Origin of the sequence: Grimontia sp. AD028 (assembly GCF_000973155.1) — a bacterium.
Taxonomy (GTDB): Bacteria; Pseudomonadota; Gammaproteobacteria; order Enterobacterales; family Vibrionaceae; genus Enterovibrio; species Enterovibrio indicus.
The window spans coordinates 33,987-53,088 of sequence record NZ_LASY01000039.1; the positions used below are offsets into that span (position 1 = coordinate 33,987).

The following is a 19,102-nucleotide window of genomic DNA, read 5'->3' on the forward strand; positions in this document are numbered from 1 at the left end:
CAGACCCGAAGTTGGATATCGTCTATGGATCAAAATCCGCAGTCACAGCTAAAGTTGCTTGTCGCAAAAGGTAAGGAACAAGGCTATCTAACCTATGCAGAAGTAAATGACCACCTACCGGAAGACATTGTCGATTCTGATCAGATAGAAGACATCATTCAGATGATCAACGACATGGGCATTCAGGTGGTGGAAACAGCGCCAGATGCCGATGAGCTGATGATGTCTGAAACTGTCGCGGACGAAGATGCCGTCGAAGCAGCAGCAGCAGCACTTTCTAGCGTTGAATCTGAAATAGGTCGTACAACTGACCCAGTGCGCATGTACATGCGTGAAATGGGTACAGTAGAACTGCTTACCCGCGAAGGCGAAATCGACATCGCCAAACGCATCGAAGATGGTATTAACCAAGTACAGGTATCGGTTGCCGAATACCCTGGCTCCATCTCATCACTGCTCGATCAGTTTGACAAAGTAGAAGCAGAAGAGCTTCGCCTGACAGACATCATTTCTGGCTTCGTAGACCCGAACCAGGAAGACATCGCACCTACCGCCACACACATCGGTTCAGAGCTCACCGAAGAGCAACTGGAAGATGAGGATGATGACGGCGACGACGATGATGATGACGAGGAAGAAGAAGACACTGGCATCGACCCAGAGCTAGCACGCGAAAAGTTTAACGACTTGCGTCTGGCTTACGAAGGCATGCAGCTGTCAATCCAGAAAAACGGCCGCTTCCACGAAGACACTGCAGGCGCCATCGCCGAACTGTCAGAAGTGTTCAAGCAATTCCGTCTGGTACCAAAACAATTCGACCGCCTGGTTAACGAAATGCGCGACACTATGGATCGCGTACGCACACAAGAACGCATCGTGATGCGCCTGTGTGTAGACCAAGCGAAAATGCCGAAGAAAACCTTTGTACAACTGTTCAGCGGCAACGAATCATCAGACAGCTGGCTGGATGAAGCACTGGCTTCAGAAAAGCCATATGTCGATCGCCTGAAGCAGTACGAAGAAGATCTTCGTCGTTGCGTACAGAAGCTGAAAATCGTTGAAGACGAAACCGGCCTTTCTGTAGAGCGCGTAAAAGACATCAGCCGTCGCATGTCAATCGGTGAAGCGAAAGCACGCCGTGCGAAGAAAGAAATGGTTGAAGCGAACTTGCGTCTGGTTATTTCTATCGCCAAGAAATACACCAACCGTGGCCTGCAATTCCTGGATCTGATTCAGGAAGGTAACATCGGCCTGATGAAAGCGGTAGACAAGTTCGAATACCGTCGTGGTTACAAGTTCTCGACTTACGCAACATGGTGGATCCGTCAGGCAATCACCCGTTCAATCGCAGACCAGGCACGTACTATCCGTATCCCTGTTCACATGATTGAAACCATCAACAAACTGAACCGTATCTCACGTCAGATGCTTCAGGAGATGGGTCGTGAGCCGCTGCCAGAAGAATTGGCAGAGCGCATGCAAATGCCAGAAGACAAGATCCGCAAAGTGCTGAAGATCGCCAAAGAGCCAATCTCCATGGAAACCCCAATCGGTGACGATGAAGATTCACATCTGGGCGACTTTATCGAGGATACCACCCTCGAGCTGCCAATGGATTCCGCGACCATGAACAACCTCAAGATGGCAACCAGCGAAGTATTGGCTGGCCTGACACCACGTGAGGCAAAAGTTCTGCGTATGCGTTTCGGTATCGACATGAATACCGACCACACGCTGGAAGAAGTGGGCAAACAGTTTGACGTAACGCGTGAGCGTATTCGTCAGATTGAAGCGAAAGCACTGCGTAAACTGCGTCACCCTAGCCGCTCAGAAGTTCTGCGCAGCTTCCTGGACGAATAATCCAAGACGCATTTAAAGCAATATTGGAAAGGCGAGTACTGCTCGCCTTTTTCATTTCTGCGATTTGAACTAAGTGGCTAAAAAGCATACTGAATAGGGTGTGGTTGCGTCTAGACACCCCTGCTTCCACCCCTTATAATCAACCCCCTACACGGCCCCTTAGCTCAGTGGTTAGAGCAGTCGACTCATAATCGATTGGTCCGCAGTTCAAATCTGCGAGGGGCCACCAAATTTAAAGGCCTGAGAGGTTAGTAACCACTCAGGCCTTTTGCTTTTCTGCTTCTGTGTAGCATATATGTAGCAAATTTTTGCTACACCAGACACACGTTAGAGCAGTTCTCAAGAAATCTCCTCTCCGTTTCACCCCTTTCTAAAACCCACATCGAATACACCGTACGTCCATCTACCGTACATCGGCAAGCTGTGATTAATTTGCCGTATCGCGAAACGATGAGCTAATGAGATGCCAAAGCAAAACGAACACCTACTTACGCAGCTAACAGATGCCCCATGGTGGGTGAGTGTCGTGCTATCAGGTGTTATGTATACAACGCTTACGTATTTAGTGCCTTACATCCTTAGTGGCGGTTCTATCGTCTCTGAGGCTTTGGCTGACGCTTCGCGCACTCTTGCAGTTCCCTTCGCCCTCATTTCCCTGCTCCCCGCCCCCTTTTCCCTGTTAAAGCGCCACATCGCTCGAAAGCGCCTCGCTAAAACAGCCACGTTTGAGCACTTACATAAAATGCACTGGTTGGATTTTGAGGGGTTAGTGGGTGAGTACTACAGACAAAAGGGGTTTACCGTTTCCCAAAGCCTGAATCATGTGCCCGATGGCGGCGTAGATATTGCGCTTCGCAAAGATGGTGAGTTGCACCTTGTTCAATGTAAGCACTGGAAAGCGAGAAAGGTTGGCGTGAAGGTATTGCGAGAACTCTACGGCGTCATGCTAGATCGCCAAGCCGATCGAATGATTGTTGTCACCTCTGGCAACTTTACCGCGGACGCCATCAATTTTGCTAACGCCAAACAGTTCGAACTCATCAACGGTCATCAACTGCTCACCATCATAGAGGAAATCAAACCAAAAGCTGAAAGCGAAACGTCGCCAGCAATTCAACCGCCTACCTGCCCCCGTTGCAAATCCGCACTGGTGCTGCGAACTGCCAAACAAGGTATTCACATCGGCAAATCATTCTATGGGTGTTCTCGCTTCCCACAATGCCGATACATTGAAAACAACTAAAAGCGAGAGAGTTAACCTTAAGTTTCATTTTTCAGTTGTTACACAGGAACTTTACAGGAAAATACATATCAACATTGACATAATATTACTCAATGGTGGTGCCCCAGTGTTCGCTCGACAGCAACTTAAGGCATAAAGATGTCCGAGTTCTTCTTACTAATCAGACTTTTTGATTAGTTGCTAGGATATGGTGCCACCAATTTAAGAATTACCTTAAGTAGCTTTATTTGCCAACAGTTAAAGCATAATCTCTTGTCATAGTTAAGCACCACGCCTTATATACTTCAAAGAAATAGCCTTCAAATGGTCACTGTCAAAAAGGAAATACATGAACACAACAAATAACGCATTTTCCCTTCGCCGTATTTTGATGAGAATTCAATCATCCAAGTTTTTTGGACCTATCTTTAGAGCGGTTTTCACCCTAATTACGGGTTTAAGTACAGTAATTTTGGCATTGAAAGTTGCAGTATTGGGTGAGGCAGCCACGACTTATGGAAAAATTGTTAATGAGGAAGCGTTAGAACGAAACAACCTTGATGATTCAGTAGTCAAAGTGCTTGCAAGCAATGACGACGAAATCATTACGAATAAACGTCGATAAGCATCAGCCTACCTCTCTCGAGCCTAATCATTACGGCATAGAAATACAGTTATTCACAGAACTCCAAGTAAAAGAGCATCTGTCCCTAGGACAGATGCCACTCGTTGGTTCGGGTGATAATGGTCTTGCCACCCGAAGAGATGCCTTTCAGTACCTTTAAAAGCTCCTCTTCGCTATACATAGACGTTTTCACAACGCCTGTTGCCGTATCAACGGCGAGTTCATAATGCGGCGCGATAGCCTGTTCAGTACGCTTACAGAACACACCGCCCATTAAGTCGGTGAACGTCTTCCAACATCCTTTATCCGCTGCCTCATGGATTTCTGTTACCAACTTGCTTTCACCCATCATGGCCTTTAAACGACGCAACTCGCGCCAAACAGTCACCGAACAGCCACCAAGTTGCTGAAACTGGCGAATGCTCCAACACGCCGCCCACGCATCCACCCTAGCCGCTGCGCATTTTGGGTCTTCACCATAAACACCCGCTTCAAGGTTCTCACCATCGATGTTTTTAGAGATGTATTTAGCGATATAACCCGTTGCTGAACCCTTGTTAGGGTCAATCCTCACTTCGGTGAAGCGGTGCTTATCTGCGCCGTTCTCGTCGCCATCTTCACGCATCGCATAATCACGCATGATGTTTATCAAGGTGTCATAGTGGCGAGGCTCAACAAACAGCAATAAGTGCCAATGCGGTGTGCCGTCATGTTGTGGCTCTACGACGCGAAAACCATAGAAACGTACATCTTCTCGCTGCAACTTGGCGCGAACCAGTTTCCAGTTCTCGTTGAGATAGGTTTGGGCTTCAGCTGGCGTGTAGCCTTGCCATTTAGGGTTATCATCGCCTGTCGTTGCATAGCTGCGGTGGTACTTTGACGGGCAAGTAATGGTGAGGAAGGTGGCAACATGACCTAGCTCGTTGGCGAGGTCTTCAAAGCCACGTGCACGAACCATCAACTCGGTTTTGCGGATTTTTGGGTCTGATACGCCCTTTTGCGAAAGCTCCAACAGGCTAAAGCTTTGGCCGTGTTGGTTGGTCATGACAGTCTTTGAAAGATATCCCGTTTGATGGAATTTCTGTGCAGTCCTGGCGGTAAGTGTTTCGTCCGAACAATAGATAGCTTTACAGCGATTCACTTCCCCAAAGTGGCGCATGGTGGTTTCTATGTTTGCTCGCAATGCCCTGCGAAGTCTGCGCAGCCACCAAGACTTGTCCGACAGCCGCCGTAAACGCCCTTCGAGTGTGTATTTCTTCTCTTCTGGTGGGGTAATTCCATAGCTGAGGCAAAGTGCGGTCAGTGAAGAAAGCGTTTCTTGCTCGTTACCCATCATGGCTCGACGAATAGACAACGCCGCATCAACCAGATTTTCGGCCTCTTCACGAAGCTCATCTTCTGACATGCTGAGACTAAGCGTTTCAGGGGAAACGGTAAGCTTTGTCGTTAGGCCATCAACCAATTCACGAAGGTCAGTGTTTCTAACCTGCTTATTTGAGATTGCTTTGTAACGGGCGAATAGAATCTTCTGTGCTTTGGCGGGCAATAAGGAAAGGCGCTCTTTTACGAACGCCCTGTCATCCCAATCAATTTTCGCCAATTCGCTATCAGCAATGGCTAACATCTAAAGCCCTCCCTGCATCAGTGAGTTCGTAGCGAAGCCATGAGATACCGTAATATTGAACCTGTCTTTTAGTCAGAATCCCTTCTCGTTGAAGTTTGAGAATCGTCCGGTGCATCACTCGAATACCGAAACCCTCAGAGCAGGCGTAACGGCCTTCAATGCATGGCTTGCTTGAATTGCACAGCTCGAACCAATGCCCTTTTTGGAGCGCTCCGATAACGTCTCGAAGGTGCTTGTTTAACTTAGGCTTCTTGGCGTTAAGCATGATCACCTCCATCACAAACAAGGTGAGTTTGCTTGCGGTGGCTATCAAGCCATTGGTCGAGGTCTTCTTTCAGGTAACGGACGGCACGACCAATTTTTATAAACGGTGGTGCTTCGGTGCGGTTTTGGCGGTGGCCTTCCATGCGCGATTGACGCAGAAAAGAACGGCTCATGCCGATATAGGCGGAAGTTTCTTGCTCTGTGTATGCGCGTTTATTCGTGTTTTCGGTATGCATTGCAATGTCCCTCATTGATTACTGAGGGACACGTTAAGATAGCGAATTAGCTCATTATGGAAGTCATTACGTTTCTCATTATGCTTTTGTTGGCGTTAGATTCCCTGAGCGAATATTTCTTGCGTGAGTCGTGAAGGATGTGTACTTCATATTGTCTCTTGGATGAGGGGTTATCCATTCAACACAAACGTTATCCATATTTAGTATTAAACCTTCGCGGTCTAATACTCGGCTGCCCGAAATGAAATCAGCTTTGATTGCATTCCATACCTTTCGAGGCTTCGCGTCAGGATCAGTTAAATATACAAGACGAATCATTTCATAGATTGGGTGGTCAAAGGATTCATCAGTTCCAGAGAGAAGGCCCTTTATATCTTTTCTATCAACCTCAACGTGGAAGAACTTTTTTACTACCTCTAAGTCAAATCTCAGCGATTCCTTATCAATTTTCAACTTGGCTGGCGCGAGTTGCTTCTCGTCCATCTTGGATAAGGCTTTACCGACGAACTCAAAGAACCCAAACGTGCTTTTGTCTTCTATGCCTTTCTCGCTTTGCTCATCGACGTAGTTCTTTACCTTTTCTAGACCACTCGGCATTTCTACCAGAGGGGCCACAGCCCTAAACGGTTTGTTCGGTTTCGAACCTAAAGGTTTAACATCATGAACATATAACCCAGACTTATTCGCCTTTGGGAAAGCGGTACTGACAGAACGCCAATTCGTTGCCAACTCTGGCTGAAATACATCAAATGTGGTCAATTCAATGACCTTTCCCAAAATGGCAGACTGAGACTGTGATTTCGAAAGGGCTATGTGACCGTCGTAGTCGAACATGTCACCAAGCACGAACCGCCCCTTGATGTTGTTATGAGAGTAAGCGATACCTTTGACTGAAATTTTGGCCAATAGACCAAACTCACCTTGCTCAACGGCATAGAGCAAATCGCCTTTGGTTAAGGCAGTAACATCGCTGATTTCATCTATGCGGTAAAAACGTCTTTTTTGCATCCTTGCCTTATTCCTAGCCTTTAGGTTTGTAAACCGAACAAGCCGAACCTTTAGGTTAACCCGTTTCGGTTAGAGGCCTAGTATTTACGCGGCTTCGTCGGTTAAGAAGCCGAACGATTGGCTTTGACCGAAAGAGGTAACCTAAAGATTCACCTAACCGAAGTTGGTTGGCTAAATCCCTTTGTTGACTCGGTTCAGTTGCCGGCTTCCAAGCCAACTTTACATCCGGTTAGATTAAGGCAAGTCGGTAGCGACGTAACGTCACTGCAAGCGATCTGGCTCGTATTCTCTACAAGTCATGCAAAGTCAGTGTTCAATGGTTAGAGAAAACTCAGAGGTCGAGTGGTCTTTAGGTCTGTAAACCGAACAAGCTGAACCTTTAGGCTTACCCTTTTCTTTTAGAAGCCTAGTGCTAGCGCGTCTTAGTCGGCCAAAAAGCGATATTCCAACCACGTATAACCTAATACAAGCAATCTAGCTCACTTGTTTAGGCTGACTTAAAGTATATTGAATTTGAAAATGATGAAGACAAAGCAAAAATAATCCAATTGGACGTTTTAGTTACAATATTAAAAATTATCTTTACTGGCATGCTACTCTTACTCCTTCGTTTCATCATAAACTCAACTCATCAAACACCATCCTATGAACGCCAACAACCTAACTGGCATTCAATTTACCAGCCCTATCACTTAGTTAAGGCGACATTCTTCTAATAGTTAACAATGTCAAACAGCTTGTTACTTGTACTTGTGTTACTTTACGTTCAGAATTGATAGACTGGCATGCTATGATCAGGAAGTGCGGTAGCTTAGGCTTAGATAAAGCCCACCGACAAAACAAAGAGACATCTCGTTCTTGGAAGTTAAATGAACAACTCAAATTACAACCATCAATTTTTAAATGCAAAAACCATAATAAGAATATGTATTGGGATATTCTTCTTAGTGATTCCTTTGCTAATTTTATTTCTATGGCAGACTCCTAAATTCATTACATCGGTACCTATTGATAATTCAAAGTTCGGTACATTTGGGGATTTTTTCGGAGGAGTCTTTGGCTCTCTTTGGTCACTTGCTGGTGTGTTTCTTTTTTACGTAGCACTAAAAGAACAGCGTGGAGATTTCCAAACCAACTCACAAGCTCTCACCAAGCAAGTTGACGCTCTAAATCTACAAGCAGAAGAGTTTAGATTACAAAGAGAAGAACTGAGCCAAACCCGTAACGTATTCGTTGAACAATCCAAAATACTAAAAAAGCAAAGTTTAGAAAGTACCTACTTTTCTTTGCTTGAACTATATTCAAGAATAAACTCAGAGTTAAATAAAAAATGTGAAAATGGATACTTCTTTGAAAAAATAAAAGAAACCCTTAACGATGGAAGAATACCGACATATTTGAAAAGCCATCAAGAACACTTTGAGCATTTCCTAGACAAATACCAAGAGCTTGTTTGTCAACAAAATGAATCCTTTGCACACTATTTTAAGATCCTATATAGGATAATAAAAACAGTGGACAATTCAGAAATCTCTGAAAATGAGAAGTTTTTATATGTTAAAATTCTTCGCTCGCAACTTTCAGAAAGTGAACTACTTGCCATTTATTACAACTCTTATTGTGATGAATCTAAAGAGCTATACAAGCTAATTCTAAAATATAATTTATTAAAGCATCTTACTAAAGAATCAAAGTGTGAAATAAGATATCTTTTCAGTGATGCAAGCACACGATCAGCATTATCTAAACTCAGTTCCAACCTTGAGAGTCAATTATTTAATTTCATGGATGACGTTAAGACAAAGATACGTCAAGATGACTTTCAAGATAAGGTAGCCATCTCCTATGAATATGATAAGCTCACAGTTCGACTGGAATCGGAAGATGACGTGGAAATTTCCGTCACGCTAAAATGCGAAGAGTCTCATCATAGATATTTTAAACATGGCAATTTCAGTAAGTATCTTGAATTTTTATTATCCGACATACTTATCACATCTCAATATAAAGAACATGCCGACTTTGAAATAGAGAACAGTGAAATGTCCGACAACACAATTAAGATAAAAATCAAATCCAAAAGAGCACTCACCATCGCTAGTGACGCAATATAGGGCAGGAAAAATAATGAACTACAACAATCAGCCATATATCAATCAGCAACAAATTGAAGATATATTCAAAAAACATTTAAAAACTAGCGAATACTCTTTATCCATAAGAACTTTGTTTGGACAAAGAATGGCTAGAAAAATAAATTATCATCCATATTACCAACGTAATTATGTATGGGATAACTCGAAGGCCTCATTCTTTATTGAAAGTATTTTACTAGGCACTGACATTCCACCAATAATCCTTTTTAATACCGGAGATACGATTGAGGTAATAGACGGTAGGCAGCGCTTTGAAACAATAAAGAGGTTTCGAGACAATGAATTAAAACTTAGCATCAAAGGTTTAAATAAACTAACTCAGTTTAAGGGGTATACTTTTTCGAAGCTAGATAATGATATTGTTAGTATTCTAGACAATACAAAGATACGCGTCTTTGAATTTGAGGTTATTAACGAACCTAGATTGGACTCCAACTTAGAAGACAAAATAAAAAAAGAAATATTTAGAAGATACAACTCTGGCATCACACCTCTAAATGCTGCAGAAATTGACAACGCCATTTATGATGACGATCAAATCACCAACCACTTTAAGAACCTTATAAGCGCTGATGAAAACATCCTAACAAAAATAAACAATCTTTTCATTGGTGGTAAAAATGGCACTAGCACAGCAAAAGCACTCGAATTCCTGAGAAAGTATCTTATTTTGTCTTCATTTCCAATAAAGACATATGCCAACGGCTCTAATAGAACTGAGATTATAGATCTACTATATAATGTTAGAAGCGATAATACTGAAGACGTGGAATTAGTATGTGAAACAATGCTGAAAAATATTTACGATAGTGAGCTATATATCAAAAACATTGAGAGTGAAAAGCTAAGACAAAATAGATACTTTTCAGAATGTATACTTTGGGCCATTGGAATACTAAGAGACCACAAAATAGATGACGATGATATCATTTGCCTTGAACGTATAAAGCGAATACAACAACAGTGTATACGAAAAGAGTCAATGTTCTCAGATGGTAATGCTCACTACTACACAAATATAATTGAGCGATTTAAAACAATAGCGGATATATTTGAAGGTGAATTTGAAGTGAATTTTTCGAAATTCATAAAAAATGACAACTTCAGAAATGAAGTAAAAGGAATGCGCCAGAGTGAAAGAGAAGCAAAATTAAAGCTTGAAGAGCTTTCCTCTTTGAGATTGCATCGTCCAGATGCATCGATGTTACCAGTTGAAGAAATCGCCCTAGATCTAAATAGCAGAAATTATATGCTAAGACCAAGCTATCAACGCCAAGAAAAAATAAATGTTGTTAAAGCATCTGCTATAATTGAAAGTATTATTTTAGGTATAAAGCTCCCTCCAATTTTTGTTTACATAAACGAAAATAATGTAAAGGAGATTATCGATGGCCAACAAAGGCTATTATCGATAATTGGGTTCATGGGTGAGCCATACACAGATGAAGATGGAAGCAAGCGGTACGCCAACCTAAATAACTTTCCTCTTAAGAGACTTAAGATATTAAAGGAACTAAACGGTTCAAAGTATTCAGAGCTCCCGAATTCCATTCAAGACAAGATCTTAGAATTCAAATTAGGAGTAATCGAAATAGAAAGTGCATTCAACGAAGCATTTGATCCTGTAGATCTTTTTGTTAGGTTAAATAACAAACCGTATCCAATAAAAGAAAACTCATTCGAAATGTGGAATTCTTTTATTGAAAAAGATGCGATAGAGAACATTAAGTCGCTTACTAAATCTGTGTCTGAATGGTTCTTTGTGAAAAACATGGAAACAAAAGGAACTACAGATAGAATGCAGAATGAGGAGCTTATCACTATGCTCGCTTATATCTCCTATAACAATAGTGAAAGGAAAAACTATAAATCTGTCGGCTTCTTTTTGAGAGCAGGAAGAATAAATTGCAGAATTAGTGACAAAAAGGACATCTCTTCATTGTTGGAAAAAATATCCACTGATGTGGAACTAAAGAAGATTTTTATCCATCATATTGAGATGACTGCAAATAGAATATCTGAACTTGAATCCATCTTAAAAAAAGAACACGGTGAAAAAGACCTAAAAAACGCTTTGAACGATCTTTTTAACTTTGCAGATTTTCGCGCGAACAATAAGAGAACTTTAGCTGACTTCTTTATTTTATTTGAAATTATATCCTTTAATGTCAATTTCAGAATACTGGAATTTGCCGATGTTAAAAACAAAATAAGAGAGATTCAGGAACTTCTTTTAACCCCACCAGATCTTGGTGAAGAAGGTGACTACTATGCATACTTCAAAGAGCGATTTTCTGAAAAAATCTAATCTACCTTCACTAATAGGCTAACTGCAGCCGCCTTATGCTCTGGTGCCAAATGAGCATACCTTAGCGTCATCTTAAGGTCGGCATGCCCGAGAAGCTCTCGGACTGTGTTCAAATCTACCCCCGCCATCACCAGCTTACTTGCGAAGTGGTGGCGGAGGTCATGAAAGTTGAACTCTTCAATCTCAGCCATTTTCATCACCATCCCCCACGGTTTTTTCACCTCGGTCAGAGGTACACCTGCCTTACCTTCAAAAACATAAGTCGCTTTCTGGTTTTGCTCTCGCCAGTTGAAAAGCGCGTTGTACGCTTCATTGTTTAGTGGAATGGTTCGGCCTTGCTTTGACTTGGCATTGCCGCCACGCACTTGCAGGTAACGCTCTGTAAAGTAAATATCTGACCAAGCAAGACTCAATAGCTCACCACGCCGTAAGCCTGTATTCATGGCAAGGAGAATCAGCGGCTCCACGTAATCAACGAAGGTGACATCGTCCAAACTTGGAAATTGCTCATAACCTCGAATTTCTCTGTGCTCGTTGGCTGAACGCCGAGCAGCGCGGGCATTCATATCACGCAACTTGATAGCATGGCGCAACCGCTTTTCTTCGCTTTCATTAAGGTAACGGACGCGAATGTTATCCGCTTTGATGGTTTTGACTTTGCTCAATTCGTGGGAATCAATCAGCCCCCACTCAACCGCTCTGGATAGCGCACCTTTCAGTGAGTTCACACTGTGATTGATGGTTGAAGGCGTGCGCCCCTTTTGCCTTTGCTCACTGCGCCACTTTTCAATCTCCCAAGGAGTGATTTGATCCAGCTCCTTATCCATCAGGAAGGCAAAGCGGCTTTTTATGTGGTTAACGATGCGGTTAGCTGTTTTGGGGTTTCGCGTTATCAAAAACGGCAGATAACGCTCATCAAGATAAACGGGAAGCTTAAGATGTTTCCGGCGTTGGGTTTCTTGGCGTACCTGCTTTTTCTCTTCATGTACGTCATTGCCCTTAGCCACTTGTCCCGCTTTCTCTTTGGCAAGGTCTCGCGCTTGAGCGGGAGTGATATCTGTTGCGTTTCCAAGCTTGTAGTTCACCTGTTTGCCATCAAAACGATAGAACAGGTAGTAAACGATGCGACCCGCCGAAGAAATACGCGCATGAAAGCCGAGAATTTCGGTATCATTGATCCGCTTATCTTCTATCTTGAGTTGCTTAATACTGGTGGTCGTAATCTTCTTTTTGATAGGCATGTTTATCTGCTTCCCTGCACCTTACCTAGCTCGCTGTGTAGCACATATGTAGCAGATTAATCATATTCCTATGGTTTTCGATGAACAAGAGAAAACAAAGATATTTACGATATAACATTGATTTTAATGGTTTTATTTGTTCATTTTCGTTCATTCCCGTTCATTGAAAAATAACGAAAAACCCCCCTCATAATCGATTGGTCTCCAGTTCAAAAACAATCATTATCAGCTAAACCTTTTACATTATTTTCAGTATGCCGGAGGAAGATCCATAAGTAGGAAGCAGGTATGCGGTAAAGCATATTTCTGCCTCTGTAAATAACACCAAGCTTCACCCAAAACTCACAAAGTCTGGGTTAGTTTTCAGCGCTAGTGATATTTGGCGTAATGTATTCCAATTTCAGGCAGCACAAGCGTCAGGCAGGTTCAAATCCCTCCCCTCTGAATCTAAGAACAGTGTGGTCAGATGTAACGGCGATTTATTCTTTCAATTTTATGAAATGACCGCCGCAAATATCGATGTTTGTGTAGTGCGCCTGAATTTGCACGCATGAACATCTACTGATTGTTTTATTATTGGCTGTTTCATATATAAAACTAACGAACCACAAGTGAATCATGGTTTCGTTTGAAAAGATGTATCCCAAAGGAAATTGGGAAAAGCCAGCAAGGAAAGCGCATGCAATCTAAAAACTCCTCTATGACTCCATCACTTCCGCAGACGCTGTCTCAGGAAGCTATTCAGGATAGAGCGTTTCAGGTATCGGTATCACAAGCGTCATATAACTATATGTTCAGCTACATTGAGCCCTTATCCCTCTCTGCAGGGCTGCCTAAAGGAGAGGAGTTCACACTCGAGTATGGAGCGAAAGTCGCTAAGGTCTTTTTACCCTTGCTGGAAAACTTCACCAAGGTTGTTGTGTCTTTGCTTGAGCGAGAGCTGCAGGACGATTTAACCGGTGATGTGTCAGAGTCGATCAAAAAGGTTAACGATGCCTATCACAAGTTGAAATCGCCAAGCTCTCCGCTGGCTGTGATTGAAGATGCAGCAGCAACCAAAGCGTTACTCGAAGCACTGGCTGAGGTACCTAATGCTATTGAAGGCGCGCTTCAAGGCCTTTCTCACCTACCCAAAGATTTCATGCACATTGTTGAGGGGTTGGCGAAAGTCACCAAGCAATTTGAGTCAGAGGGCTTTACGGCATTTCTTAAAGACACGCTTTATTACACCTTGAATGAAGAGCGTGGGCATCAATATCTCAAACCGAAAGGACTGGCAGATTACGAATTGCTGTTTAACACCTTGCCGACGCCTCAGGCTTTGGATGTAGAGCGCAAAGCGTGGATGCCGGAAGAGGATTTACCGATTTGTCTGCAAGATTGGTACTTTGGCTACATGCAAATCGCGGGGTTTAATACCACCAACCTCAGAGGTGTCAGAACTCAGAAAGAAGCGCATGAGAATGTGTATTTGCTGTCAGAGCTTTTGGAAAAAATGCCCGTAACGGATGGCATCCTGCAACAAGTCAGTGGTAATGCCACGTTAACGCTCACTGAAGCGGCCAATAAAGGCTTATTGTACGTTTGCGATTACGCCATGTTTGAAGGCAAGAAAGGCGCGTCTTTGCATGGTTTACACCGCTACCCGGAAGCGCCGATTGCGCTGTTTTATTGGAATGCGTCGCCACCACACGGCTACCCGACTGACGGTGCCATGCAGCCCATCGCCATTCAATTAGGGCAGCATTTTGATGCCGACACCACACCGATTTTTACGCCAAATGACTGCACCAATAATAATGATGTGGATGGCGCAAAGTGGCTGCTGGCAAAAATGGTGGTGCAAAACGCCTGTACGATTGAGCATGAAACCGTGGCACATTTGGGCGCGTGCCATTTGGTGATTGAACCCATTGTTGTCGCCAGCCATCGACAGTTGCCACAAACACACCCTCTGATGGTGCTGTTGAAACCGCATTTCCGCTTCACCTTGGACATTAATCATGGCGCTTACACCAGCTTGATGGTGCCAGGCGGCGTTGTGGCTTCCGTGATTTCAACTTCGCATCAGGAAACCGCTGAAGTACTGGTGGACGCTTATGAAAAGCGTCGGTTTGATGATCAGTATCCAGACAAGATCTTCCATCAACGGGGTGTCTCAAGCGACTCATTACCGTCTTTCCCATTCAGGGAAGATACCCTCGACCTTTGGGCGGCGATCCAGCAATTCGTGACTGATTACCTGTCGCTTTACTACGAGGGCGAAACGGCTGAAGCGCGTAACAAAATGGTGTTGGATGATTTTGAGCTTCAAGCCTGGGTGAATGAGCTGGTTAATCCAAAGCGCGCTGCCGTAAGGGGCTTAGATGGCTTAAGGGCAACCAATGATGAAAAGAACCCGGTACAAATCGACAGCTTTGATTATCTCTGCCGTGTCGTGGCGCAAATCATTTATACCGCGAGTGCCCAACATGCTTCAGTGAATTATGCGCAATACCCGCTGATGTCTTATATCCCTGGAGCGAGCGGAACGCTTTACAAACCAATGCCAGGACGTAACGAAATACTCGCTCAGGAAGACGTGATTGATTGGCTGCCACCTTTGGATGTGGCGCTGTATCAAACCTCATTCGCCTACCTGTTAGCTGGCGTGCAATATGACACCCTTGGTCACTATACGGATGACCCAAGAACCCAATACTTCACCGACAAACGTGTGGCACCGATACTGACTCAGTTCCACATGAACTTAAACAGAATCGAAATCGATATTCATGAGCGCAATGCCTCACGACCTATGCCGTATGTGATGCAACTGCCCTCTTTGATACCGAACAGTATCAGTATTTAGGATCTTATCACTGGCATTTCCCTGCAGAGTAACCAGCAATGCCTGGCGGGGAATGAAGGTAATAAGTCCATTAACTCAGGAATGTACATGCATGTGGCAACGTCGGATTAATCACTTTTTATCGCTGGTTTTTTCCGTCCTGTTTATCACTTTCAGTGTCTCTGGTTTGGTTTCTGCGGAAACAACCATTGACTTGTCACAGTGGGAAAGCGGGGGGTCGACAGTTGATAAATTCCGTTTTATTGATGACCCTTCACATCAATTAACCATTGATGATGTTGCGTCTCTGGCAGACTGGCAGCGCCCTCAAAAAGGCGTCGTGAACAGGGGGTTTTCCACGCTTCCGACCTGGATCTCATTCCGTTTATCCAACCCTGAGTCTGTCAGTAAAAAGATCATCGTGGAGTATGTAGAGCCCTCCGTCGAGACCATTGATTTTTACTCACGCTTGAAAAGCGGTGAAGGCACATTCACGCATCAACGCTTTGTTTACACTCAGCCCACAGACTCGCGCCCGGTCTCCTTTTACAGGCCAGCGTTTTCAGTCGAAGTCCCGCCTGAATCTGAGGTAGAGATATACTACCGCCTGTTTCAGGGTAGTGACTTCCCTATGCATAAGTTTGACTCGATGCGTATCTGGGAAGAGTCTGATTTTTACCACTCTACACATGTAGAGCTGTCGCTATTGGTGATTTTGTTGTGTGTTGAAATTGCCATGGGTCTGTCTACCCTGCTCGCCTATTTCGCCACAAAAGACCGGCTTTATCTTTATTACACCGCTTTCGCGTTTTCAGCCGCCTCACTCTTTGCCGCATTCAGCGGAGTATGGAGCTATTTAATCGCATCACAGCACTATGAATTATGGATGGTGGTGCTTCAGATAAATATTTGCCAACTCGTCGCCATTCTTTTTGTCCGTCACTTTTTGAATGTGCCGGAGCACTTACCGCGCGTCGATAAAGTTATGCTGGCCGTGGTGGCTATTGTTGCGGTCGGCGTGGTGCTGAATCTCTTTGGCAAGCCGTATCTTTCCCGAATCATCATTGATTTCACCGCAATTGGTGCGTTTTCCCTGATCCCATTGGGCATCTATGCACACAAGAAAAAAGTACCGCACGCACTTTTGTTTTCAGGAAGTTGGGTCTTCTTTGCCATTGGTATGGCACTCGCCTCGGCAAGGCTCAGAGGATACATTGCAGACAGCGCTTTCGCTGAGTGGCTGATTTATTTTGGTGGTCTGATTGAGGTCATCTTGCTGACTACCGTCATGATCCTTCGATTCAGGCACATGCAGCGTGAAAAGCAACGCATTGAAGACAAACACTGGAAATATTTAGAAAATGCCGCGCACGTGCTGGAAGAAAGGGTTAAAGAGCAAACGAAGCAGCTCTATGAAGCCAAAGCGCTTGCCGAAAAAGAAGCCCGCACCGATTTGCTGACAGGACTACCGAATAGACGTTCTTTCTTTGAAGGCGCACAGCAATTCATTGAACGGGCAAAACGCAACACCTCGCCAAGTGTGCACCTGTTGATGATCGATATTGACCATTTCAAGAAGGTGAACGATACCCATAGCCATGCCTGTGGAGACGCCGTTCTTCGCCATATTGGCAATATTCTGAACCACTCTTTGCGAAAAACGGATCTCCTTTCGCGTCTTGGGGGGGAAGAATTTGCTGTGGTCATGGAAAACACACCTGAAGACGCTGCTCAAACCATGACTGAGCGTTTGCGTTCGGCGGTTGAGGAAACGGATATTCTATTCGAAGACCAGTTTATTCACGTCACCATTTCTGTCGGCATGGCCACCTGGCATCACACCCAGAATCTCGATCAGCTGCTGCAAAACGCTGACCATGCGTTATACCAAGCCAAACACGAAGGCCGTAATCGCGTTGTCTATGCGCCAAAGGAAAGCGAAGTGCCACTGGCGTAATTGCGGTGGTATCTCTTTCATTTACAACGCGCCGCTCTCTATTCCCCTTGCGCCAAATCGCACAAACTTTAACCAAATCAAATTTCTAATCCGTAAACATCACTACACTGAAGAAATAGCTTAAGTTGGATTAATCCTTACTACCCAAGGGGAAAGGTATGCTTGATAGGCTGGATTGTCTTCACAAATTGCTCCCTAGCGGCAGCAAGCACAGTGTTGTGCCTATGTATATGTTCGCCAATGATGCCGGACTGCCAGTGGTGCTTCGCCTCAATATTCGTGGCGGAGATAAGTCGCTGCCCGTCATGGTAGTCGCTTTTGATATCGATACCCTTGCTAAGTCGGTGCACTGCGAGATTCAGTACCCTAGAGAGAAAGTTAACTTCAAACTCTATGGACAACTGACTTCTTCCCGTTTTCACATCGGTACCCATGAAATCACCAGTTGGGAATCACTGGAAAAGCTGGCGATTCAGTGGCTGAGGTCCCCGGAAACCACAACTTGAAACAACGATAGACATACAACGCTGAATTCCAGTGTTCCCAAACGTCTCACTTTCAATAGTATTTCAAGAAATATGAGTTCCTAGTGTCCAAAACACAGTTATAAGCCAGTAGCATTTACTGTAAGTGTTTGACTTCACTAATACACTCTACAAACCGCCCTCTACACCAAACTCACTTTACATATCATATTGTTAACAAACTCTGTCACTAGCCATGAATGGAAGCATGCACTCATGAGCCTCTTTGGATGGTGGTGTAACAAACTTTTTCTATTTTTACGATAAAGAAATAGCCAGTCGGAGATGAGCAAAGAAGCGATTAGAACAAGAGGGGCAAGATGCAATCCCCATAAAGTTCACTTTGTTAACTCTATTTAAAAGGAGTAAAAATATGAGTTTTCAATCACGTTTCAACTTCAACATCGTAAAACCTGTCACCATCGCTACTGCCTTGTTATCTGCCGCATGTTCCTCTGATTCATTCATTTCAGAAAAAGCATCGGCAGCTGATAATTTCACCATGATTCACTCAGCCTGGCTTGGGGGCTTCCAGTGGCAAGGTGTTCAAGAGCAAATCTCGATGCAACAATCCGCCACTTTCAATACGCCAGATATGCCAGGACACGGCTCCGACAAAACTAAACCAGCAGACATTACTTTCGAGGACTATGTCAAAACAGTAACGGATATCTTGGATAAACAAGATGATAAGACCATTTTGGTTGGCCACAGTTTCGGGGGAATGATTGCCAGCCAAGTAGCTGAAGAACGTCCAGACAAGGTGAGTGCCTTGGTTTACCTATGTGCTTTCATGCTACCTGACGGCGTCTCTTTTATGGATGCCACGCAAGGTGTTCAGGGTTCTGCGGTATTGGATAACCTCTTCTTTAACGAAGATAAAACCGCAGTGGGAATAAAGGAGTCCGAAATCCATCATGCCTTTGCACATGACTTGCCCGCAGAAGCCGTTGAAGGTGCGAAAGCCTCTATGGTAATGGAGCCAACTGCACCGCTCACCTATAAACTGTCACTGACAGAAGAAAACTATGGCAGCATTCCCCGCTATTACGTGAAATGCTCTGAGGACAATGCTATCCCACCAAACGTTCAGGATGCGATGATTCAAGGTCAGCCCGTTAAAGGCACTTTCACCCTTGATTCAAGTCATGCTGTGATTTTCTCTGATCCAAAAGGTGTCGCTGATGCGCTGATCGCTGTCGCCAGTGCCGAGCGCAACATGTAATCATCATCGCCCTGTGTTTCTG

12 protein-coding genes, 1 tRNA gene and 1 pseudogene are annotated in these 19,102 nt (G+C 44.1%); 10 read left to right on the plus strand and 4 right to left on the minus strand.

All coding sequences use genetic code 11. The features are described 5' to 3' along the window. Positions 1 to 12: 12 nt before the first annotated feature. The 4 genes and pseudogenes from rpoD to RN22_RS09700 form a co-directional block, all read left to right on the plus strand. A pseudogene (gene rpoD / locus RN22_RS09685) lies at positions 13 to 1,860 on the plus strand (RNA polymerase sigma factor RpoD); the annotation flags it as partial. Positions 1,861 to 2,013: 153 nt separating this feature from the next. Next, positions 2,014 to 2,089: transfer RNA gene (locus RN22_RS09690), tRNA-Ile, on the plus strand. 234 nt (positions 2,090 to 2,323) lie between these two features. After that, positions 2,324 to 3,103, plus strand: coding sequence for a restriction endonuclease (locus tag RN22_RS09695; protein WP_046304102.1), 780 nt, complete (start codon positions 2,324 to 2,326; stop codon positions 3,101 to 3,103). 328 nt (positions 3,104 to 3,431) lie between these two features. Further along, complete coding sequence (locus RN22_RS09700; protein ID WP_046304103.1) at positions 3,432 to 3,707, plus strand: hypothetical protein; 276 nt, start codon at positions 3,432 to 3,434, stop codon at positions 3,705 to 3,707. Between the two features lie 85 nt (positions 3,708 to 3,792). Here the strand turns inward: RN22_RS09700 and RN22_RS09705 are convergent, their stop codons facing one another. The 3 genes from RN22_RS09705 to RN22_RS09720 all read right to left on the minus strand — a co-directional run bounded on the left by RN22_RS09705 (position 3,793) and on the right by RN22_RS09720 (position 6,839). Continuing rightward, a complete protein-coding gene (locus RN22_RS09705) occupies positions 3,793 to 5,331 on the minus strand; it encodes a replication endonuclease (RefSeq protein ID WP_046304104.1) in 1,539 nt (512 codons plus the stop codon). Between the two features lie 257 nt (positions 5,332 to 5,588). Next, positions 5,589 to 5,831 (minus strand): AlpA family transcriptional regulator, encoded by a 243-nt coding sequence (locus tag RN22_RS09715; RefSeq protein ID WP_046304106.1) that lies wholly within the window; start codon positions 5,829 to 5,831, stop codon positions 5,589 to 5,591. A 78-nt stretch (positions 5,832 to 5,909) separates the two neighbouring features. Continuing rightward, on the minus strand, positions 5,910 to 6,839 hold the full coding sequence (locus RN22_RS09720; RefSeq protein ID WP_046304107.1) for a hypothetical protein: 930 nt from the start codon (positions 6,837 to 6,839) through the stop codon (positions 5,910 to 5,912). An 869-nt stretch (positions 6,840 to 7,708) separates the two neighbouring features. Between RN22_RS09720 and RN22_RS09725 the strand changes: the two genes are divergently transcribed. Beyond that, the gene (locus tag RN22_RS09725; RefSeq protein ID WP_046304108.1) at positions 7,709 to 8,953 is read left to right on the plus strand and encodes a putative phage abortive infection protein; all 1,245 of its coding nucleotides are present in this window, start codon (positions 7,709 to 7,711) and stop codon (positions 8,951 to 8,953) included. Between the two features lie 13 nt (positions 8,954 to 8,966). Beyond that, the gene (locus tag RN22_RS09730; protein WP_052737516.1) at positions 8,967 to 11,303 is read left to right on the plus strand and encodes a DUF262 domain-containing protein; all 2,337 of its coding nucleotides are present in this window, start codon (positions 8,967 to 8,969) and stop codon (positions 11,301 to 11,303) included. Here RN22_RS09730 and RN22_RS09735 read toward each other — a convergent pair. Then, positions 11,300 to 12,544 (minus strand): site-specific integrase, encoded by a 1,245-nt coding sequence (locus RN22_RS09735; protein ID WP_046304109.1) that lies wholly within the window; start codon positions 12,542 to 12,544, stop codon positions 11,300 to 11,302. The genes RN22_RS09730 and RN22_RS09735 overlap by 4 nt on opposite strands. Before the next feature lie 679 nt (positions 12,545 to 13,223). On the opposite strand from RN22_RS09735, the gene RN22_RS09740 reads away from it, so the two are divergent. The 4 genes from RN22_RS09740 (at position 13,224) to RN22_RS09755 (ending at position 19,080) form a co-directional block, all read left to right on the plus strand. After that, positions 13,224 to 15,395: a lipoxygenase family protein gene (locus tag RN22_RS09740; protein ID WP_046304110.1), complete on the plus strand. Its 2,172-nt coding sequence runs from the start codon at positions 13,224 to 13,226 to the stop codon at positions 15,393 to 15,395. Positions 15,396 to 15,486: 91 nt separating this feature from the next. Then, the gene (locus tag RN22_RS09745; protein ID WP_046304111.1) at positions 15,487 to 17,331 is read left to right on the plus strand and encodes a diguanylate cyclase; all 1,845 of its coding nucleotides are present in this window, start codon (positions 15,487 to 15,489) and stop codon (positions 17,329 to 17,331) included. Between the two features lie 158 nt (positions 17,332 to 17,489). Beyond that, on the plus strand, positions 17,490 to 17,837 hold the full coding sequence (locus RN22_RS09750; RefSeq protein ID WP_046304112.1) for a hypothetical protein: 348 nt from the start codon (positions 17,490 to 17,492) through the stop codon (positions 17,835 to 17,837). Between the two features lie 391 nt (positions 17,838 to 18,228). Continuing rightward, positions 18,229 to 19,080: an alpha/beta fold hydrolase gene (locus tag RN22_RS09755; protein ID WP_052737517.1), complete on the plus strand. Its 852-nt coding sequence runs from the start codon at positions 18,229 to 18,231 to the stop codon at positions 19,078 to 19,080. The last annotated feature ends 22 nt before the right edge of the window (positions 19,081 to 19,102 follow it).

What these genes read in the sequence shown, in the direction of transcription:
- RN22_RS09695 (WP_046304102.1), top strand. Translation starts at nt 2,324, where the DNA reads ATGCCAAAGCAAAACGAACACCTACTTACGCAGCTAACAGATGCCCCA.
- RN22_RS09700 (WP_046304103.1), top strand. Translation starts at nt 3,432, where the DNA reads ATGAACACAACAAATAACGCATTTTCCCTTCGCCGTATTTTGATGAGA.
- RN22_RS09705 (WP_046304104.1), bottom strand. Translation starts at nt 5,331, where the DNA reads ATGTTAGCCATTGCTGATAGCGAATTGGCGAAAATTGATTGGGATGAC.
- RN22_RS09715 (WP_046304106.1), bottom strand. Translation starts at nt 5,831, where the DNA reads ATGCATACCGAAAACACGAATAAACGCGCATACACAGAGCAAGAAACT.
- RN22_RS09720 (WP_046304107.1), bottom strand. Translation starts at nt 6,839, where the DNA reads ATGCAAAAAAGACGTTTTTACCGCATAGATGAAATCAGCGATGTTACT.
- RN22_RS09725 (WP_046304108.1), top strand. Translation starts at nt 7,709, where the DNA reads ATGAACAACTCAAATTACAACCATCAATTTTTAAATGCAAAAACCATA.
- RN22_RS09730 (WP_052737516.1), top strand. Translation starts at nt 8,967, where the DNA reads ATGAACTACAACAATCAGCCATATATCAATCAGCAACAAATTGAAGAT.
- RN22_RS09735 (WP_046304109.1), bottom strand. Translation starts at nt 12,544, where the DNA reads ATGCCTATCAAAAAGAAGATTACGACCACCAGTATTAAGCAACTCAAG.
- RN22_RS09740 (WP_046304110.1), top strand. Translation starts at nt 13,224, where the DNA reads ATGCAATCTAAAAACTCCTCTATGACTCCATCACTTCCGCAGACGCTG.
- RN22_RS09745 (WP_046304111.1), top strand. Translation starts at nt 15,487, where the DNA reads ATGTGGCAACGTCGGATTAATCACTTTTTATCGCTGGTTTTTTCCGTC.
- RN22_RS09750 (WP_046304112.1), top strand. Translation starts at nt 17,490, where the DNA reads ATGCTTGATAGGCTGGATTGTCTTCACAAATTGCTCCCTAGCGGCAGC.
- RN22_RS09755 (WP_052737517.1), top strand. Translation starts at nt 18,229, where the DNA reads ATGAGTTTTCAATCACGTTTCAACTTCAACATCGTAAAACCTGTCACC.